General features: G+C 69.2%; 15 protein-coding genes. 8 read left to right on the top strand and 7 right to left on the bottom strand.

Annotated features, from left to right (window positions below):
* Positions 1–277: 277 nt before the first annotated feature.
* On the top strand, positions 278–1,483 hold the full coding sequence (locus CA982_RS18875; RefSeq protein ID WP_086536794.1) for a YihY/virulence factor BrkB family protein: 1,206 nt from the start codon (positions 278–280) through the stop codon (positions 1,481–1,483).
* 52 nt (positions 1,484–1,535) lie between these two features.
* On the opposite strand, the gene CA982_RS18870 is transcribed toward CA982_RS18875, so the two are convergent.
* On the bottom strand, positions 1,536–1,808 hold the full coding sequence (locus CA982_RS18870) for a DUF3039 domain-containing protein (protein WP_010840877.1): 273 nt from the start codon (positions 1,806–1,808) through the stop codon (positions 1,536–1,538).
* 297 nt (positions 1,809–2,105) lie between these two features.
* On the opposite strand from CA982_RS18870, the gene CA982_RS18865 reads away from it, so the two are divergent.
* Both CA982_RS18865 and CA982_RS18860 read left to right on the top strand, forming a co-directional pair.
* On the top strand, positions 2,106–2,558 hold the full coding sequence (locus tag CA982_RS18865) for a DUF3099 domain-containing protein (RefSeq protein ID WP_086536793.1): 453 nt from the start codon (positions 2,106–2,108) through the stop codon (positions 2,556–2,558).
* 285 nt (positions 2,559–2,843) lie between these two features.
* On the top strand, positions 2,844–3,782 hold the full coding sequence (locus tag CA982_RS18860; protein WP_175401036.1) for a sigma-70 family RNA polymerase sigma factor: 939 nt from the start codon (positions 2,844–2,846) through the stop codon (positions 3,780–3,782).
* A gap of 55 nt (positions 3,783–3,837) precedes the next feature.
* On the opposite strand, the gene CA982_RS18855 is transcribed toward CA982_RS18860, so the two are convergent.
* Both CA982_RS18855 and CA982_RS18850 read right to left on the bottom strand, forming a co-directional pair.
* On the bottom strand, positions 3,838–6,687 hold the full coding sequence (locus tag CA982_RS18855; RefSeq protein ID WP_086536792.1) for a bifunctional acetate--CoA ligase family protein/GNAT family N-acetyltransferase: 2,850 nt from the start codon (positions 6,685–6,687) through the stop codon (positions 3,838–3,840).
* Positions 6,680–7,924: an acetoin utilization protein AcuC gene (locus CA982_RS18850; RefSeq protein ID WP_086536791.1), complete on the bottom strand. Its 1,245-nt coding sequence runs from the start codon at positions 7,922–7,924 to the stop codon at positions 6,680–6,682. The genes CA982_RS18855 and CA982_RS18850 overlap by 8 nt, the downstream gene beginning before the upstream one ends.
* 185 nt (positions 7,925–8,109) lie before the next feature.
* Here CA982_RS18850 and CA982_RS18845 point away from each other — a divergent pair, with 185 nt between their 5' ends.
* The gene (locus CA982_RS18845) at positions 8,110–8,805 is read left to right on the top strand and encodes an iron-dependent transcriptional repressor DtxR (protein WP_004018860.1); all 696 of its coding nucleotides are present in this window, start codon (positions 8,110–8,112) and stop codon (positions 8,803–8,805) included.
* Positions 8,806–8,818: 13 nt separating this feature from the next.
* On the opposite strand, the gene CA982_RS18840 is transcribed toward CA982_RS18845, so the two are convergent.
* Both CA982_RS18840 and CA982_RS18835 read right to left on the bottom strand, forming a co-directional pair.
* Positions 8,819–9,943, bottom strand: a complete 1,125-nt coding sequence (locus CA982_RS18840) for a DUF4192 domain-containing protein (protein WP_086536790.1) — start codon at positions 9,941–9,943, stop codon at positions 8,819–8,821.
* Between the two features lie 92 nt (positions 9,944–10,035).
* A complete protein-coding gene (locus tag CA982_RS18835) occupies positions 10,036–10,716 on the bottom strand; it encodes a hypothetical protein (RefSeq protein WP_244176374.1) in 681 nt (226 codons plus the stop codon).
* Between the two features lie 178 nt (positions 10,717–10,894).
* On the opposite strand from CA982_RS18835, the gene CA982_RS18830 reads away from it, so the two are divergent.
* Both CA982_RS18830 and CA982_RS18825 read left to right on the top strand, forming a co-directional pair.
* Positions 10,895–11,866 carry a PAC2 family protein gene (locus CA982_RS18830; protein WP_086536789.1) on the top strand — a complete coding sequence of 324 codons (972 nt, stop codon included), beginning with the start codon at positions 10,895–10,897 and terminating at the stop codon, positions 11,864–11,866.
* Positions 11,867–11,883: 17 nt separating this feature from the next.
* A complete protein-coding gene (locus CA982_RS18825) occupies positions 11,884–14,016 on the top strand; it encodes a DEAD/DEAH box helicase (protein WP_086536788.1) in 2,133 nt (710 codons plus the stop codon).
* Here CA982_RS18825 and CA982_RS18820 read toward each other — a convergent pair.
* A complete protein-coding gene (locus tag CA982_RS18820) occupies positions 14,013–14,945 on the bottom strand; it encodes a hydrogen peroxide-inducible genes activator (protein ID WP_208618014.1) in 933 nt (310 codons plus the stop codon). The genes CA982_RS18825 and CA982_RS18820 overlap by 4 nt on opposite strands.
* 126 nt (positions 14,946–15,071) lie before the next feature.
* On the opposite strand from CA982_RS18820, the gene CA982_RS18815 reads away from it, so the two are divergent.
* Positions 15,072–15,659 (top strand): peroxiredoxin, encoded by a 588-nt coding sequence (locus tag CA982_RS18815; RefSeq protein ID WP_004019399.1) that lies wholly within the window; start codon positions 15,072–15,074, stop codon positions 15,657–15,659.
* An 11-nt stretch (positions 15,660–15,670) separates the two neighbouring features.
* Positions 15,671–16,204: an alkyl hydroperoxide reductase gene (locus CA982_RS18810; protein ID WP_086536786.1), complete on the top strand. Its 534-nt coding sequence runs from the start codon at positions 15,671–15,673 to the stop codon at positions 16,202–16,204.
* A gap of 121 nt (positions 16,205–16,325) precedes the next feature.
* Here CA982_RS18810 and CA982_RS18805 read toward each other — a convergent pair whose 3' ends face one another.
* Complete coding sequence (locus CA982_RS18805; RefSeq protein ID WP_086536785.1) at positions 16,326–17,579, bottom strand: aminotransferase family protein; 1,254 nt, start codon at positions 17,577–17,579, stop codon at positions 16,326–16,328.
* Positions 17,580–17,631: the final 52 nt, after the last annotated feature.

The following is a 17,631-nucleotide window of genomic DNA, read 5'->3' as shown; positions in this document are numbered from 1 at the left end:
TGCTGCTCCTCCACGCGTGCGGGTGTACTGCCGGACATGAAATGACCCCTCGCGTGCGGCACCCGCGCCCAAGGGGACCCGCCAATCGTACCGCCGACGGGCGACAGGTCCCGCATCCCGACACCGGGCCGCGGTGCCCGCGGAAGTCGCCGCCCGTGGGCGATCCGAACGACTCGCCTGGTGACCCGAGTACCCAACCGCCCCTCCGATCAGGGATATTGAACACATCACAACGCGCAAGAGGAACCCGGTCCCGCTGGCCGACGAGACGTCGTCGGTGGCTGCGCCGAGCCTTCCGACCGGGCCGCCGCCCGCGCCCGTTCCTGCCGCGATCACCGCCCCGATCGGCGACACCGCGACCGAACCCCTGCGCGCCGCCCGCTTGCGCGCCGCGCCGGCATCCGGCGACGTCGAGGTGGTCCCCGACCCGCACCGTTCCGCGAAGCCGGGGAACGACGACCCGGTCCGGGCCGAGGCACCGACCGGGCCCGGCCTCCCGGTGCTGCCGAACATCCACCGCGTCATCTGGCGCACCATCGTCAAGTCCTGGGACGACGGGATCATCGGCTGGGCCGCGCAGGCCGCGTTCTGGCAGGCGCTGTCCCTGCCGCCATTGCTGCTCGGACTGCTCGGTTCGGTCGGTTACGTCGCCGGCTGGTTCGGTCCCGACACCGTCGACGTCGTGTACGCCCGCATCATCGACTTCGCCGACCGCACGTTCACCCCGACCGTCGTCGACGACCTGATCACCCCCACCGTCGACAGCGTGCTCGGTCGCGGCCGGATCGGGCTGATGTCGGTCGGTTTCGTCCTGTCCCTGTGGGCGGGATCCTCGGCCGTCTCGTGCTTCATCGCCTCGATCGCACACGCTCACGATCAGCACGAGGTCCGTAACCCGGTGTGGCAGCGGTTCTTCGCGCTGTTCCTCTACGTCGGCTTCCTGAGTGTGGCGGTGTTCCTGCTGCCCCTGGTGGCACTCGGACCGAACTACCTCCGGGCGATCGTGCCGGAGTCATGGGGATCGTTCGTCACGACCCTCATCGACTACGGCTATTTCCCGTTCGTCGCGGTCCTGCTGCTGTTCGTGCTCACGACGCTCTATCACCTCGCGCTGCCCAATCCCCTGCCGTGGCATCGGCTCATCGGCGGCGCCGTCGTCGCCGGCGTGTTCTTCTGGGTGGCGAGCTATCTGCTGCGCATCTACCTCACCAAGATCACCGAGGCCGGGGTGTCCTATGGAGCACTGGCCACCCCGATCGCGTTCCTGCTCTTCACGTTCTCGCTGGGATTCGGCATCGTGATCGGCGCCGAGTTCAACGCCGCGGTGCAACAGTTCTGGCCGGCCAAGGCCTCGACCACCACCCAGGTGCGCCACTGGGTGAACTCACAGACCTCGGACTTCACCGGACAACTCCGGACCCTGCCCGACCGCCTGTCCTCAGGTCCGATCCGCCGACATCCGCGGGAACGCGGACGCGACTGACCGGGCCGGGCCCGCCGCCGCGCGGCAGCGTACGAGCCCGGTCAGGGAGCCGCTACTTACGCATCTTGCTGTAGATCTTCTTGCACTTCGGGCACACCGGTGACCCGGGCTTGGCCGACCGCGTCACCGGGAAGGTCTCGCCGCAGAGCGCGACGACGTGGTTGCCCATGACCGCGCTCTCGGCGATCTTGTTCTTCTTCACGTAGTGGAAGAACTTGGGGCGGTCGTCGTCATCCCGATCGGTCGCATCGGCATCGGGACGCTCGTCGGTCTTGGTGTCGGACCATTCGTCGAGGTCCGGGCGTTCGATGGTTTCGGTTCCCATACGTCCATTGTGCGTCAACCGCCCAACGACGGAGCACCGGAGTCCGGATCTGCTCCGCTCCCGGCGGCGGCATGTGATTCGCCCCGCTCGCCCCGCTCCCGGCGGCGGCATCCATTCGCCCCGCTCGCTCCGCTCCCGGCGGCGGCATCCATTCGCCCCGCTCGCTCCGCTCCCGGCGGCGGCATCCATTCGCCCCGCTCGCCCCGCTCGCTCCGCTCCCGGCGGCGGGCGAAGCCGCGGGTGCATTCGATGATCGAAAGTGGGACAGTAGAGAGAGTGTTCGAACAAAGGGAATCCATGGGTGAGACCGGTCGCGGTCAGCACGGCCACAGCAGCACGTCACCGCACGTCGACGAGCACGGCCACCCCCTGTCCAAACGGGCGGACGCGGAGACCTACCTGATCACCGACGCGCCGGACTCGCTGGAGGCCCAGCACCGGGCACGTGTGCGGAAATACTTGTTCCTCATGGCTTTCCGCGTGCCCGCTCTCCTGATCGCCGGCATCGCCTACGGCATCACCGGGTCGGGACTCCTGGCTCTGGCGATCGTCGCGATCTCCATCCCGCTGCCCTGGGCGGCGGTGCTCATCGCCAACGACCGTCCGCCGCGCAAACGCGGCGAGGTCCCCCAGTACAAATACGGCGCGGACCACCACGTCGTCGGTCCTCCTGCGCTCACCGACACCGACCACCAGCTGTCCCGCACCGTCGACGGGCACGTCGTCGACCCCGACGATCCCCGCGCCTGACGCCACCGCGCCTCCACGGGGTCGCCTCGGTTCCATCGCGGTTCCGTCGCGCGCGACATCTCAGCAACTTCTCAGCCACTTGTCGAGTCGCCGAAAAGAATGCGCAGGTCACCAAGCCTCATCGAGGTTTGCTCCGAAGCACTCTCGGGAACTATCGGCCACACATGGACGTTGGACCCAGTGAACGCACTCAAGTCAGGAGGCCGCATGTCACGCTCGACAGTTGCACGTTCGACCCCGACCAAAGGTTTCGCCGAAGTCACCCCTCCGGGTACCCGGCCGGCGATGACCGAACAAGATCTCGACGCCCAGTCTCCAGCGGCGGATCTGGTCCGTGTCTATCTGAACGGAATCGGTCGCACCGCACTCCTCAACGCGGAGCAGGAGGTCGAACTCGCCAAGCAGATCGAGGCCGGCCTCTACGCCAAACACGTTCTGGCGACCAAGAAGCGGCTTTCCGCCGCCAAGAAGCGTGACCTGGCGGTCATCGTCCGTGAAGGTGAGGCCGCCCGAGCTCACCTGCTCGAGGCGAACCTCCGTCTGGTCGTCTCGCTGGCCAAGCGGTACACCGGCCGCGGCATGCCCCTCCTCGACCTGATCCAGGAGGGCAACCTGGGTCTGATCCGGGCGATGGAGAAGTTCGACTACGCCAAGGGCTTCAAGTTCTCGACCTACGCCACCTGGTGGATTCGCCAGGCGATCACCCGTGGGATGGCTGATCAGAGCCGCACGATCCGCCTTCCCGTCCACCTCGTGGAGCAGGTCAACAAGCTCGCCCGCATCAAGCGTGAACTGCACCAGCAGCTCGGCCGCGAGGCGACCGACGACGAACTGGCCAACGAGTCGGGCATCCCCGCGGAGAAGATCGCCGACCTGCTCGACCACAGCCGTGATCCGGTGAGCCTGGACATGCCGGTCGGCAGCGACGAAGAAGCACCGCTGGGTGACTTCATCGAAGACGCCGAGGCCACCTCCGCCGAGAACGCCGTGATCGCCGGACTGCTGCACTCCGACATCCGCGCCGTCCTCGCCACGCTCGACGAGCGGGAACAGCAGGTCATCCGGATGCGCTACGGCCTCGACGACGGCCAGCCGCGCACCCTGGACCAGATCGGCCGCATGTTCGGGCTGTCGCGCGAGCGCGTGCGTCAGATCGAGCGAGAGGTCATGGGCAAGCTCCGCCACGGTGACCGTGCCGAGCGCCTGCGCGCCTACGCGAGCTGAGCGTCCCCCCACGCTCGACTCCCGCCTTCACTGAGTCCTCGGTCGGGTCCTCCGATCAGCCGAGTCGTCTGGGTCCGGTGTCCCGCCTGTCGGGCACCGGGCCCACTCGTATCCGGGCATTGAGCACGGCCGCCCCGTCGACCGAGGCCAGGATCGGGTCGCACACCACCTCGCGGACCTCCGGGATGTCGTCGATGAGGGTGGAGATGCGGAGCAACAGATCCACGAGCGCCTCCTTGTCGGCCGGCGCCTCTCCGCGATACCCCGACAGCAGCGGCGCCGAACGGGGTTCCTCGATGAGTTCGCGCGCATCGAGCTCGGACAGCGGGACAGCACGATAACCGTGATCGCCGAGCAGATCGAAGGTGCGCCCGGACAGACCGAACGACATCACCGAACCGAACGACGGATCGTCACGGACCCGGATGACCGTGCCGACGCCCTTCGGCGCCATCTTCTGCACGTGCAGCACGCGGTCGCCGGTGAGTTCGGTGAGTTCGGCGAACGCGGTCACCACGGACGTCGCGTCGGGTAGGTCCAGACGCGCACCCTCGCGGTCGAGGCGACCGCGCCACTTGTCCGACGTCGCCTTCACCGCCACCGGCAGTCCCAGGTCGCGTGCCGCTCCGGACGCCTCGTGCATCGTGGTGACCTCGCGGAACGGGACCACGTCGATGCCGTACCAGCGCAACAGCTTCGCCGATTCCACGTGTCCGAGCAACCGCTCGCCGGGCTGCTCGGGGACACCCTCGCCCGCCATGGCCTCGCGCACGAACATCCGGGCCGCCTCGGGATCGGTGCCCTCCGGACGATGGACGACGGACTCCGGCCGCATACGCCACCGGGCATACTGCCAGGCCCGGGCCAGCGCTGCCGCGGCCCGTTCGGGTGAGCCGTACGACGGGATCGAGCCCTTCGTCGGCATGCCGCCCGGACCGGGCCGGGTCAGGCCCGGCGGGATGCCGTCGACGGCCAGGAAGGTCGTGACGATCGGCTTGTCGGCATCGGCATCGGGCGTGTTCGCCGCCGCCATGAGCGCGCGGGCATGCCAGTCGGCGCCGACCGCCACCGGCGGCACGAACACGACGATGATCCCGTCGACGCCCGAATCGGCCATCGCCGCCGAGACCGTCGACTCGAATTCCTCCTCGGACGCCCCAGCACCGAGGTCGATGGTGTCGACGACCTCGAGACCGCCGTTGCGCGCCGTGTCGGCCGCCAGGCTGCCCAGCACCGAGGAGTTGCCGATGATGCGGATCCGTGGTCCCCGCGGCAGCGGCTGATAGGCGAACAGGGCGGCGCAGTCGAACAATTCGGGGATCGTGTCGACCTGGATGACGCCGGCCTGTTCCAGCATCATCCGGGCGATCTGGTCGTCGAGGGTGGCCGCCGATCGCGCCGCGCGGACCGGTGTCATGGCACCCCGTCCGGATTTGACCGCGATGATCGGCTTCGAGCGGGAGACCCGGCGCGAGATCCGGGAGAACTTGCGCGGGTTACCGAAGCTCTCGAGGTAGAGCAGGATGACGTCGGTGGTGGCGTCGGTGTCCCAGTACTGCAGCAGGTCGTTGCCGGAGACGTCCGCGCGGTTACCGGCCGAGGCGAACGTCGACAGACCGATCTGGCGCCGGGCGGCGGTGTCGAGGATCGCGATCCCGAGCGCGCCGGACTGACAGAAGAACCCCACCCGTCCGGCGCCCGGGATGCGCGGGGCCAGCGTCGCGTTCAGAGCGACCGTCGGGTCGTTGTTCGCCACCCCCAGCGCGTTCGGCCCGACCAGGCGCATCCCGTGTTCGCGGACCTGGGCGACCAGTCGGCGCTCGTTCTCCAGCCCCTCTTCCTCGCCGGACTCGCCGAAGCCCGACGACACGACGACGAGCGTACGCACGCCCTTGACCAGGCAGTCGTCGAGCACGTCGTCGACACGGGCGGCCGGCACCGCGACCACCGCGAGGTCGACGGGGTCGGGGATGTCGCGAACGGTCTCGTACGCCCGGATCCCGCGCACCGACGGGGGGCGTTCCCGGGTACGGCGACGAGCCGGCGTCGGTTCGCGACCGAGCCCGCGGCGGCCCGGTTCGGGCTCCTCCTCCTCGATCCGGGCAGGACCGTTGACCGGGAACACGGGTCCGGTGAATCCCCCGGCGATGATGTTCGCCAGCAGGGCGTTGCCGACCTTGTTCGGGTCCGTCGACGCGCCGATGACCGCGACCGAGGTCGGACGCAGCAGGTTCGCGACGCTGCGTGCCTCCGAGGCGCGTTCCCGGGCGTTGCGCACCGACAGCAGCGCCTCGGTGGGGTCGATGAGGAACTCGACGTGCACGGTCGAACCGTCGAAGCTCCGCGCCAGCTGATAGCCGGCGTCGCGGAACACCGCGACCATGTTCGGGTTCTCGCTGAGGACCTCGGCCTCGAATCGCGTGAAGCCGTTCTCCGCGGCCGCCCCGGCGAGGTGTTCGAGCAGGATGGGCCCGAGGCCACGTCCCTGGTGTTCGTCGGCGACGACGAAGGCCACCTCCGCCGATTCGGGTTTGCCGTCGAAGCCGAGGCCTTCGTAGATGCCGACCGCGATGATCTCGCCCCCGAGTTCGGCGACGATCGCGACCCGCTGCTGGTGGTCGACGGTCGTCATCCGCGCCACCTCGCGCGGCGGCAGGGTCGGAGTCGGGCCGAAGTAGCGCATGTAGCGCGTTCGCTCGGACAACTTGGAGTGGAACGCCACGATGCGATCGGCGTCATCGGGCACGATCGGCCGCAGATGCACGACGCCGCCGTCGGAGGCCAGCACATCGGCGATCCAGTGCCGCGGGTAGTCCCACGGGCTGCGCGGTTCCGGCTGGTCGGCCACCGCGGCGGGCGGGTCGGCAGGCGCAGCGTCCGGTGCAGTGGTGGTGTCGTCAGTCACGGGGATCCTCCGGGTCGAGACCGTGGAGCGGGTACACCGCGCGTCGCGTGGCGAGAATCGCGCGGTCGGTCTGGCGCTGGGCGTTGGCCGGGACGCCTTCGGGTGGCTCCTGACCGGCGTCACCCGCCCATGGCTGGTAGTCGACGATGCCCCCGTCGCCCATGACCCGAACCGGCGGGGCGGCGTAGTCGGAGTGCACCTGCTCGGAGATCTGTTCGGCCGTGGCACACCAGGATTCGTCGATGACCGACGATACGTCGACCTCGCGCCCGAGAGCGACCCCCAGCAGGTGCGTCCAGCTGCGCGGCACGACGTTGACGACGCCGTAGCCGCCGCCGCCCACCGCGATCCAGCGTCCCTCACAGTATTTGTCGGCCAGGTCGCGCATCGCGATCATCGCGGCGCGCTGGCCGTCGACGGTCAGCGCAAGGTCGGTGAGCGGATCGGCCCGATGACTGTCGGCGCCGCATTGGCTGACGATGATCTGCGGCCGGAACTCGGCGATGAGCGACGGCACCACGGCGTGGAAGGCGCGCAGCCACAACCGGTCCTCGGTGTTGGGCATCAGGGCCAGGTTGACCGCGCTGCCCGCGGCGTCGCCGTCGCCGACCTCGGTCGGCCATCCGGTGCCCGGCCACAGGGTCGCCGGATGCTGGTGCAACGAGACCGTCATCACGCGCGGGTCGGCCGCGAACTCGACCTGGACCCCGTCGCCGTGATGGGCGTCGACGTCGATGTAGGCGATGCGGTCGAAACCGTGGTCGAGCAGGTAACGGATCGCGATGGCGCAGTCGTTGTAGATGCAGAAGCCGGCGGCGCGCGAGCGCATCGCGTGATGCATGCCGCCACCGATGTTGACCGCCCGGGTCGCCGCACCCGAGACCACCGTCTGCGCCGCGGCCAGTGTGCCGCCGACGAGCAGGCGCGCGGCCTCGTGCATCCCGGTGAAGACCGGGTTGTCGGCATCGCCGAGACCGAACAGCCGCTCGAGCAACGGGCCCGACAGCGACGCCGTGCCGGAGCCGACCGCACGCACCGCGTCGATGTAGTCGCGGCTGTGGACGACGGTCAGGGCGTCGTCGTCGATCGCCTGCGGCGGGATCGTCTCGACGTCGTCGAGGACACCGAGGCTCTGCGCGAGGGTCATCGTGAGGGCGAGTCGGACCGGGTTCATCGGGTGCGTGTGGGCCCAGCGATAGGACAGGAAGTCCTCGCTCCAGATGACCGCCGTCGTCATCGGGCGCTCGTAGTGTTGATCACGACCTCAGGCTAGTGGTACACCTCGCGCAGCGGCCACGGATGTCGCGTCGGACACGAGCGGGTACCGCGGCATCCTCGTCGCGGACCACCCGGCCGCGGTGAGATCGCGGTCACCGCTCGCAAAGAGGGTAATCTTGGCGGGGACGAAAGGGATTGCGCACAGTGAACGACCTGGTTGACACCACCGAGATGTACTTGCGAACGATCTACGATCTCGAAGAAGAGGGCATCGTGCCGCTGCGGGCACGTATCGCCGAGCGTCTGGACCAATCCGGTCCCACCGTGTCGCAGACCGTCGCCCGGATGGAGCGCGACGGGCTGCTCCGCGTCGCCGGCGACCGCCACCTCGAACTGACCGACCGCGGCCGCTCGCTCGCCGTCGCGGTGATGCGCAAGCATCGCCTGGCCGAGCGTCTGCTGGTCGACGTCATCGGGATGCCCTGGGATCAGGTCCACGAGGAGGCCTGCCGCTGGGAGCACGTGATGAGCGAGAACGTCGAACGTCGCCTGCTCGCGGTCTTGGAGTACCCGACGACCTCGCCCTACGGCAACCCGATCCCGGGCCTGGAACTGCTGGGCGTGGAGGTGCCGAGTTCCGACGACGGTGCCACCCGCCTCGCCGACCTCCCGCCGGGCGAGACGGTGCCGGTCATCGTGCGACGGCTGTCGGAGCACGCGCAGTCCGACACCGAACTCATCGGCGCGCTCCGCGAGGCGGGCGTGGTCCCCAATGCCCGCGTGACGGTCTCGAACACCGCGGGCACGATCACCATCGACACGCCCGGCCACGACGGCCTCGAGCTCTCGCCCGACATGGCGCACTCGCTGTTCGTCGAGAAGGTCGTCGAGAAGGTCTGATCCATCAGGTCGGTCACCCGGCGGTGCGCAGTGTCACCGCCGGGATGACGACGCCGAGACGTCTCGCCGCGTCGTAGGACTTGTCGATCGTGCCCCACAATCTGGCCGGGCGTACGCCTGCCCGTAGGGCCGAGTCCAGCAACGTGGTCAGCGGCGCCGGGTCTGCGCACGCGAGCGCGACATCCAGCGCGACACCGGCATAGGCCCCGTCCCCGCCGATGTAGTGCAGGTGCGCGAGAAGCGTTGCGGCGGTTGCGCGGCCGCGCCCGGTGAGGCGCCTGGTGAGTTCTCGCCACAGGCGTTCGGCAGCTCCCCGCAGTTCGGTCACGGCCAGGGCGAGCGCGGCGTCGCGGACGTCGTGGCGGAGGATCGCCCGTTCGAGCAGGTCCAGTTCTTCGCAGTCCAACGCCCGGTCCGCTCCGATCATCGCGCTGATCACCAGGTCGAGTGCCAGCGCCGAGACCTCGATGTCGTCGGTGTCGGGATCGCACCGGTCATGACCGGTCCGGTCCAGATCGCGGCCGCGGCACTGATGACAGTCCGGCCGGGGGCGAGCCGGACCACACTCGCCGTCCAGCGGTTCGAGCATGGATCTCATCTCCGAGCGCCGGCCGAGGATACGCCGGCCCGAGCGCACGGCTTCGGCGATCGCCGTCGGACTCGTGTGCGGGTCGTCGAGACGCCCGGTCGCGCCGGCGGACACATCGACGGACCACGCCCGATCCTCCGGGCACCAGATGGTGGTCCACTCGGCGCCGGCGTCGAACGTCGCCAGCGCGAAGCCCGCCGCGACTCCGCCGACCTCGCCGAAGTACCGGTCGCTCATCGCGAGGACCCGGCGATAGCGGTGATCGTCGACAGGATGGCGGTCGTCGATGATGACGACCACGATCTCCTCGATGCCATAGGTGGCGGTGATCTCACCGAGTCCGCCGAGGACGATGACCAACTCCCGGCTGGGGCTGCCGTCGTCCTCGAGGGCGAGGTCGTGTCGCATGGTCGCGTTGACGGTCCGGTCGGCGGCGAATGCGATCACGATGATCGATCGCTCCGGGACGAACCCGAGGCGTGCGGGGATCGAGGTGAGCAGCGTCGATGGGTCGTGGGGTCCCGGTGGATGTGAGTCGAGGATCTGCATGAACGCAGCTTCACCTGCGCGCGGTCGCCCGCACGCCCGCGATCACGTGCTGTGGACAACCCGGACCGGGTCATCCACAGGGCCGGGCAGAATCAGCCGAACGCGGCGGCGTTCGCCTTGACGAAGAGCGCGTCCAGCACGGCAGCCGCCTCCGGAGGCACCGGACCTGCCGCGGGCCAACGGTATTCGGTGTAGACCCGGACGCCGTCACGCTCGCCGAGGAGGGTGAGGGCACTCGTCGTCGTGGGGACGCCGCCGCCGGTCACGATCGTGCGCCGGATGGTGGCCGTCTGGACCCCGTCCGGTCCAGGCGGCGGAGGCAGGACCTCGGTGGTGACCGTCGACGACGCACCGAACGTCGTCGTCGTTGTCTGCCGACACCGCTGCGCCAGCTCGACCACGTCGTCGAGGGTCGAGTCGACACCGGCCACGACCGTGGTCAGCGTCGACCGCTCCCCCGGGCCGGGTCCCAGGTAGGCGACGGCGCCGTCGGCGGAGACGGGAGCCGGTGCGCAGTCCGGTGGCGACACCTCGGTGCCCGCCTGTCCGGACATCGGCGCTCCGGTCACATCCGCGAGCGCGTTCGCGACCGCCGTGGTCGGGATCGGGCTCGCCGCGCCGTCGGGGAAGTCGGCGGCCGTCACCGACCGCGAGGACAGGTCCTGACCCGATGGCTCCGGCTCGCCGGCCACCGAGCAGGCGGACACCACGATCGTCGCCGCCAGCAGGCAAGCGGCCGACACGAGGTGGATGGGACGGCGGGGCTCGGTCACAACGGTCTACTGTGCCACCGTCCCCGACCCCACACGCCCTCCGACACACCGCGCGTCGCACCCGGGGAATCACCGGCGTGTCGAGGTGGTTGCACCCAGATGACGCTCCGCACCCCGGTGCGAGACAATGAACATTCAGCTGTCTCTTCAGACGGCTGCAAGCAGAAGGAGGGACGACGTGGACGAGCAGCCCGCGCGCGATGACGCGCTGTATGAACTCGCCTTTCCCGCTCCGCAGGTGACCCGGCCCGACGGCACGGGTCCGGTACTGATCCATGCCCTCGAAGGGTTCGCCGACGCCGGGCACGCGGTCGCCCTGGCCGCCGCGCATCTGCGCGACAGCCTCGAGTCCGAGTTGGTCGCGACCTTCTCGTCCGACGAGCTGATGGACTACCGCTCACGCCGGCCGACCATCTCGTTCAGCGGCGAGACCTTCACCGACGTGGAGATGCCGTCGCTGGCGCTGCACGCCATCCGCGACAACTCGGGCAAGGGGTTCCTCCTGCTCGCCGGTTCCGAACCCGACCTCCGGTGGGAACAGTTCGTCGATGCGGTCCGTCGGCTCAGCGACGGTCTCGGTGTCACCGATGTCATCGGGCTGAACGCGATCCCGATGGCCGTGCCGCACACCCGCCCGCCGTCGATCACCGCGCACGGCAGCGATCCCGACGCCCTGGGCGACCTGCCCCGGTGGGGATCGGCGATGAAGCTGCCGGCCAGCGCGTCGATGCTCCTCGAACTGCGGATGGGCGAGCACGACTACCGGGCTTCGGGGCTGTCCGTGCACGTCCCGCACTATCTCGCGCAGACCAATTATCCGGCGGCGTCGGCACGGTTGCTGGCGGCGGTCGCCGAACTCACCGGCCTCGACCTCCCCCTCGCCGCGCTCGACAGCGCCGCGGAGAAGGTACGCGCGCAGGTCGACACCGAGGTCGAGGGCAACACCGAGATCGAATCGGTGGTGGCCGCGCTGGAGACCCAGTACGACACGTTCACGCAGGCCGCCCAGGAGCGGGCCTCGCTCCTCGCCGCCGAGGAATCGCTGCCCAGCGGCGACGAACTCGGCGCCGAACTCGAACGGTTCCTGGCCGAGCAGACCGGCACCGGTGAGGCGGACCCCGGGGACGAGGGTCCACGATCACCGATCTGACCCCGGACACCGCACCGATTCCCGGACCCCACGTCCTGGTCCCCACCGACGACGAGGACGCCGCCCTGGAGCGGTACACCGACTGGTGGACGGGGCGTGGCCTCGACCTCTACCCCCATCAGGAGGAGTCGCTTCTCGAACTCCTCGCCGGCAGCCACGTGATCCTGGCGACGCCCACGGGCTCGGGCAAATCACTCGTCGCGGCGGGTGCGCTGTACTTCGCGCGCTGCCGCGGCGAGCGCGCTTTCTACACCGCCCCGATCAAGGCGCTCGTCAGCGAGAAGTTCTTCGAGCTGTGCGCGATGTTCGGTGCCGACCAGGTCGGTCTGCTGACCGGTGACGCCGCGGTCAACGCCGACGCACCGATCGTGTGCGCGACCGCCGAGATCGTCGCCAACCTCGCGCTGGCCGCCGGCGGTGAGAGCGACATCGGCACGCTGGTCGCCGACGAGTTCCACTACTACGGCGAACCCGACCGCGGCTGGGCGTGGCAGGTTCCGCTCATCGAACTGCCGTCGACGCAGTTCCTGCTGATGTCGGCGACGCTGGGCGACGTCTCGTTCTTCGTCGACGACCTGACCCGCCGCACCGGGCGCGAGACCGTCGAGGTCACCGGTGCGCAGCGGCCCGTTCCCCTCGAACACACCTACGCGATGACCCCGGTCCACGAGACGATCGAAGAGCTGGTCGATCGCGGCCGGGCACCCATCTACGTGGTGCACTTCACCCAGGCCGCCGCCGTCGAGCGCGCGCAGGCGCTGCTCAGCGTCCGGATCTGCGACAAGACCGAGAAGGCGGCGATCGGGGAGGCGATCGGGGACTTCCGGTTCTCCACCGGCTTCGGCAACACCCTGTCCAAACTCCTGCGTGCCGGGATCGGCGTGCATCACGCCGGGATGCTCCCGCGGTACCGGCGTCTGGTGGAGCGCCTCGCCCAGCAGGGCCTGCTGAAGGTCATCGCCGGGACCGACACCCTCGGCGTCGGGATCAACGTGCCCATCCGAACGGTGCTGTTCGCGGCACTGAGCAAGTACGACGGACGCCGGGTCCGGCGCCTGCGGGCGCGTGAGTTCCACCAGATCGCCGGCCGTGCCGGGCGGGCCGGGTTCGACACGATCGGCTACGTCGTCGCCCAGGCCCCCGATCACGATGTGGAGAACGCCCGCGCGGTCGCCAAGGCCGGCGACGATCCCAAGAAGCTGCGGAAGCTGGTGCGCAAGAAGCCTCCTGAGGGTTTCGTGTCGTGGGGCGAGAAGACGTTCACCCAGCTCGTCGACGCTCCCGACGAGCCGCTGCGCAGCCACTTCCAGATGACGACGGCCATGCTGCTCGAGGTGCTCGGCCGGCCGGGCGACTGCTTCGCCGCGGTGCGCCATCTGCTCGAGGACAACCACGAACCCCGCGACCGGCAGTTGCGCACCATCACACACACGATCGAGCTCTACCGCGGACTGCGGGACGCGGGCATCGTCGTGCAACGCGACGAACCCGATGACACCGGACGGCACATCGCGCTGAGCGTCGACATGCCGGCGAACTTCGCGCTGACCAATCCGCTGTCCGCCTTCGCGCTGGCGACCTTCGAGATCCTCGACCCGGAGTCGTCCACGTACGCACTCGATGTGGTCTCCGTCCTCGAATCGACGCTGGAGAATCCGCGGCCGCTGCTGCTCGCCCAGCGCAAGGTCGCCCGCGATGCCGCGATCGCCGAGATGAAGGCCGACGGCATCGAGTACGAGGAGCGCATGACCCGCCTGGAGGAGATCACCTGGCCGCAGCCGCTGGCCGAGGAGATCTTCGCCGCCTTCGACATCTATCGCCGCGGCCACCCCTGGGTGTCGTCCTTCCCGCCGGCGCCGAAGTCGGTCCTGCGCGAGATGCTGGAGAAGGCCATGACCTTCACCGAGTTGATCTCCGCCTACGGCCTCGCCCGCAGCGAGGGCGTGCTGCTGCGCTACCTGTCGGACTGCTATCGCGTTCTGCGCCAGGGCGTTCCGACGAGTGTGGTGACGCCCGAGATCGAGCGGATCGTCGAAGACCTGGGCACCATGGTCCGCGAGGTCGACTCGAGCCTCGTCGACGAATGGGAGGCCCTCGCCGCGCAGGCGGCCGCCACCGAGTCGCTCGCAGCGACGGGCGAGCCGGCCTAGAGCGGGGTCACGGCCCCGGTCGCGCCGACGAGATCGCCGATGACGGAGGCCAGTTCGCGGTAGGCCTCGTCGTGGCGGGCGGAGGCCCGGAAGACCAGTCCGATCCGGCGGCCCGGACGGGGGGTCGCGAACGTCGCGGTGGCCAGGTCGCCCGACGCCGTCTCCGACGCCACCGCCGTCTGCGGGATGAGCGTCACTCCGAGACCACCGACGACACAGTGCACCGCCGTGGTCAGCGAGGCGGCCCGGGTCTGCCCGAGGTCGGGCCGAACGCCCGCGAGGCGGCAGACCTCAAGGGCCTGGTCACGCAGACAATGCCCCTCGTCGAGGAGGAGCAGCGGCAGGTCCGCGAGCGCGGTGGGGTCGACGCGGCGACGTCCGGCCAGGGCATGTCCGGACGGGAGCGCGAGAACGAAATCCTCACGGTAGATGGGAACTTCGACGATGCCGGGGATCTCGACGGGAAGCGCGAGCAAGGCCACGTCCAATGTGCCCGTACGCAATTGCTCGACCAGTCGCGCGGTCTGCTCCTCCACCACCCGGGGCACGAGGTCCGGGAGCCGCTCGCCGAGCCCGCGCAGCAGTGTCGGCAGGACGTATGGCGCCACCGTCGGGATGACCCCTACTCGCATGACCCCACGCAGCGGCTGTCCGGCGCCCGCGGCCGCAGAGGTGAACTCGTCGACGGCCTCGGTCACCGCGATCGCCCGCGGCAGGAGCTCGACCCCGTCGGCGGTCAACTGGACACGCCGCGTGGTGCGTTCGACGAGGGTCACCCCGAGACCGGATTCGAGTGCGGACAGCGCCTGTGACAGCGACGGCTGGCTGACGCCGAGATCGGCTGCGGCAGTGCCGAAGTGGCGGCGATGAGCGAGGGCCACGAAGGCACGCAGGCCGGCGACGGTCGGCTGATAAGTTCTATCGGGCATGCCTATCAGTGTAGTGCTAATCATCACGTTTCGCTTTTGGCCAGAATCCGGCACGATGGTACTCGTACGTCGCGAAACTCTTTCGCGCGCAAGTTTCCGTACATTCACCAGCTGAAGGAGCGAAACATGGCCCTGCTCACCATCGGTGACCAGTTCCCCGCCTACAACCTCACCGCCGTCATCGGTGGCGACCTCAGCAAGGTCAATGCCCAGCAGCCCGACGACTACTTCACCACCGTGTCGTCCGACGATCACCCCGGTCAGTGGCGCATCGTGTTCTTCTGGCCGAAGGACTTCACCTTCGTGTGCCCGACCGAGATCGCCGCGTTCGGCAAGCTGAACGACGAGTTCGCCGACCGCGATACCCAGGTGCTCGGCGCTTCGGTGGACAACGAGTTCGTCCACTTCCAGTGGCGCGCACAGCACGAGGACCTCAAGACCCTCCCGTTCCCGATGCTGAGCGACCTCAAGCGTGAACTGGCCACCGCTGCAGGCGTTCTCAATGCCGACGGGGTCGCCGACCGCGCCACCTTCATCATCGATCCGAACAACGAGATCCAGTTCGTATCGGTCACCGCGGGCTCGGTGGGCCGCAACGTTGACGAGGTCCTGCGGGTCCTCGACGCACTGCAGTCCGACGAACTGTGCGCATGCAACTGGAAGAAGGGCGACCCGACGATCGACGCCGGCGAGCTCATGACGGCCGGCGTCTGAGAGGAGAACAGATGAGCATCGACAATCTGAAGGAAGTACTCCCCGAGTACGCGAAGGACCTCAAGCTCAACCTCGGTTCGATCAGCCGCACGACCGCGCTGACCGAGGAGCAGCTGTGGGGCACCCTGCTGTCGACCGCTGCCGCCACGCGAAATGCGAAGGTGCTCAGCGAGATCGCCGACGAGGCCGCCGACACGCTGTCCGCCGAGGCCTACAACGCCGCACTCGGCGCCGCGTCGATCATGGGCATGAACAACGTGTTCTACCGCGGCCGCGGGTTCCTCGACGGCAAGTACGACGACCTGCGCCCGGGTCTGCGGATGAACATCATCGGCAACCCCGGTGTCGACAAGGCGGCCTTCGAGCTGTGGTCGTTCGCGGTGTCCTCGATCAACGGCTGCGGCCACTGCGTCGCCGCGCACGAGAACACCCTGCGCGAGGCCGGCGTCGACCGCGAGGCGATCCTCGAGGCTCTCAAGGTCGCCTCGATCGTCAGCGGCGTCGCCCAGGCGATCGCCACCACCGAGGTGCTCGCCAACGCCTGATCCACCGCGTGCACGACGACGAAGGGGCCCGGCCGCTCTCGAGCAGCCGGGCCCCTTCGTGACGCGCCCTCCGCAAGGTGCAGGCGCTCCTCAGGGAGTAGAACTAACGGGCGCCGGAGGGTCAGCTCAGGGCCGCGCGCATCCGGTCGGCGAGTTCGCCGACCTCGGCGGTCGTCATCACGAAGGCGGGCGAGATCTGCAGCGCCCCTTGTCCCGCGGCTCGCGTACTCACGCCGTGCTCGCGCAGCGTGCGCACCACCGCCGGGGCGGTGGCGGCGTCGGCCAGCTGGACCGCGGTGACCGCACCCAGACCGGTCCGGACCTCGGCGACCGCATCGAGGTCGGTGAGCGATGACAGCGCCGAGGCGAGGTCGCCCTCGAGACGCGTCGCCTCGGCGAGGAGGTTCTCGCGTCGGATGATGTCGAGGTTGGCCAGGGCGGCGGCGGCCGCACCCGCGTGCCCGCCGTAGGTGTAGCCGTGCCGCCACCACACGCCGCCGGCGAAGAACGGCTCGGCGATCCACGGCGCGATGAACACCGCACCCATCGGGACATAGCCGGACGTGAGGCCCTTGGCGGTGGTGATCATGTCCGGTTCGAGGCCGAACCGGGCCGAGGCGAACCAGGATTCGCCGCCGATGCGGCCGAAGCCGGTGACGACCTCGTCGACGACGAAGAGGATGTCGTGGTCCCGGCAGATGCTCCGCACCTCGGCGAGGTACCCCTCCGGCGGCAGGTAGATGCCGCCGGCGCCGATGATCGGTTCGCAGAAGAACGCGGCGATGTTGTCGGCGCCCACCCGTTCGATGAGTCCGAGCAGGCTCTTGGCGTCGTCCCAGTCGACGTTCTGGACGTCGTGCATGAGTTCGCCGTACCCGTCGTGGTTCAGCGGGATACCGGCCAGCGAGGTGCCCGCGGCGTGCATCCCGTGGTAGGCCTTGGTACGGCTGACGACGACCCGCTTGGACTCGCGTCCCTGCTCCACCCAATAACGGCGGGCGAGCTTGACGGCGGTGTCGATCGAGTCGCTGCCGCCGGAGGTGAAGAAGATCTTGGAGCCGGCCACGGGGGCGATCGCGCCGAGCTCCTCGGCGAGTTGCAGGGTCACGTCGCTCGCGATGTCACCGAAGTTCGAGTAGTGCGCGAGCGAGCCGAGCTGCCGGGCGACGGCGTCGGCGATCTCGGTGCGCCCATGCCCCACATTGGTGAACCAGAGTCCCGCGGTCGCATCGAGATAGGACTTGCCGTCGCGGTCGAAGATGCGCGCACCCTCGCCCCGGGTGACGACGAACGGACCTCTCGCGGTCACCGCACCCATGTCGGCGAAACCGTGCCACAGCGACCCGGGAGTTCCGGTACTCGAACCATCAGCCATGGCCCCAATGATGCCGGTCCGCGCACCCCGCACGGCCACTGGGGTGAACTCC

Source organism: Gordonia lacunae (assembly GCF_002149015.1).
In the GTDB taxonomy this organism is placed as follows: Bacteria; Actinomycetota; Actinomycetes; order Mycobacteriales; family Mycobacteriaceae; genus Gordonia; species Gordonia lacunae.
This window is presented reverse-complemented; position numbering and strand designations above follow the sequence as displayed.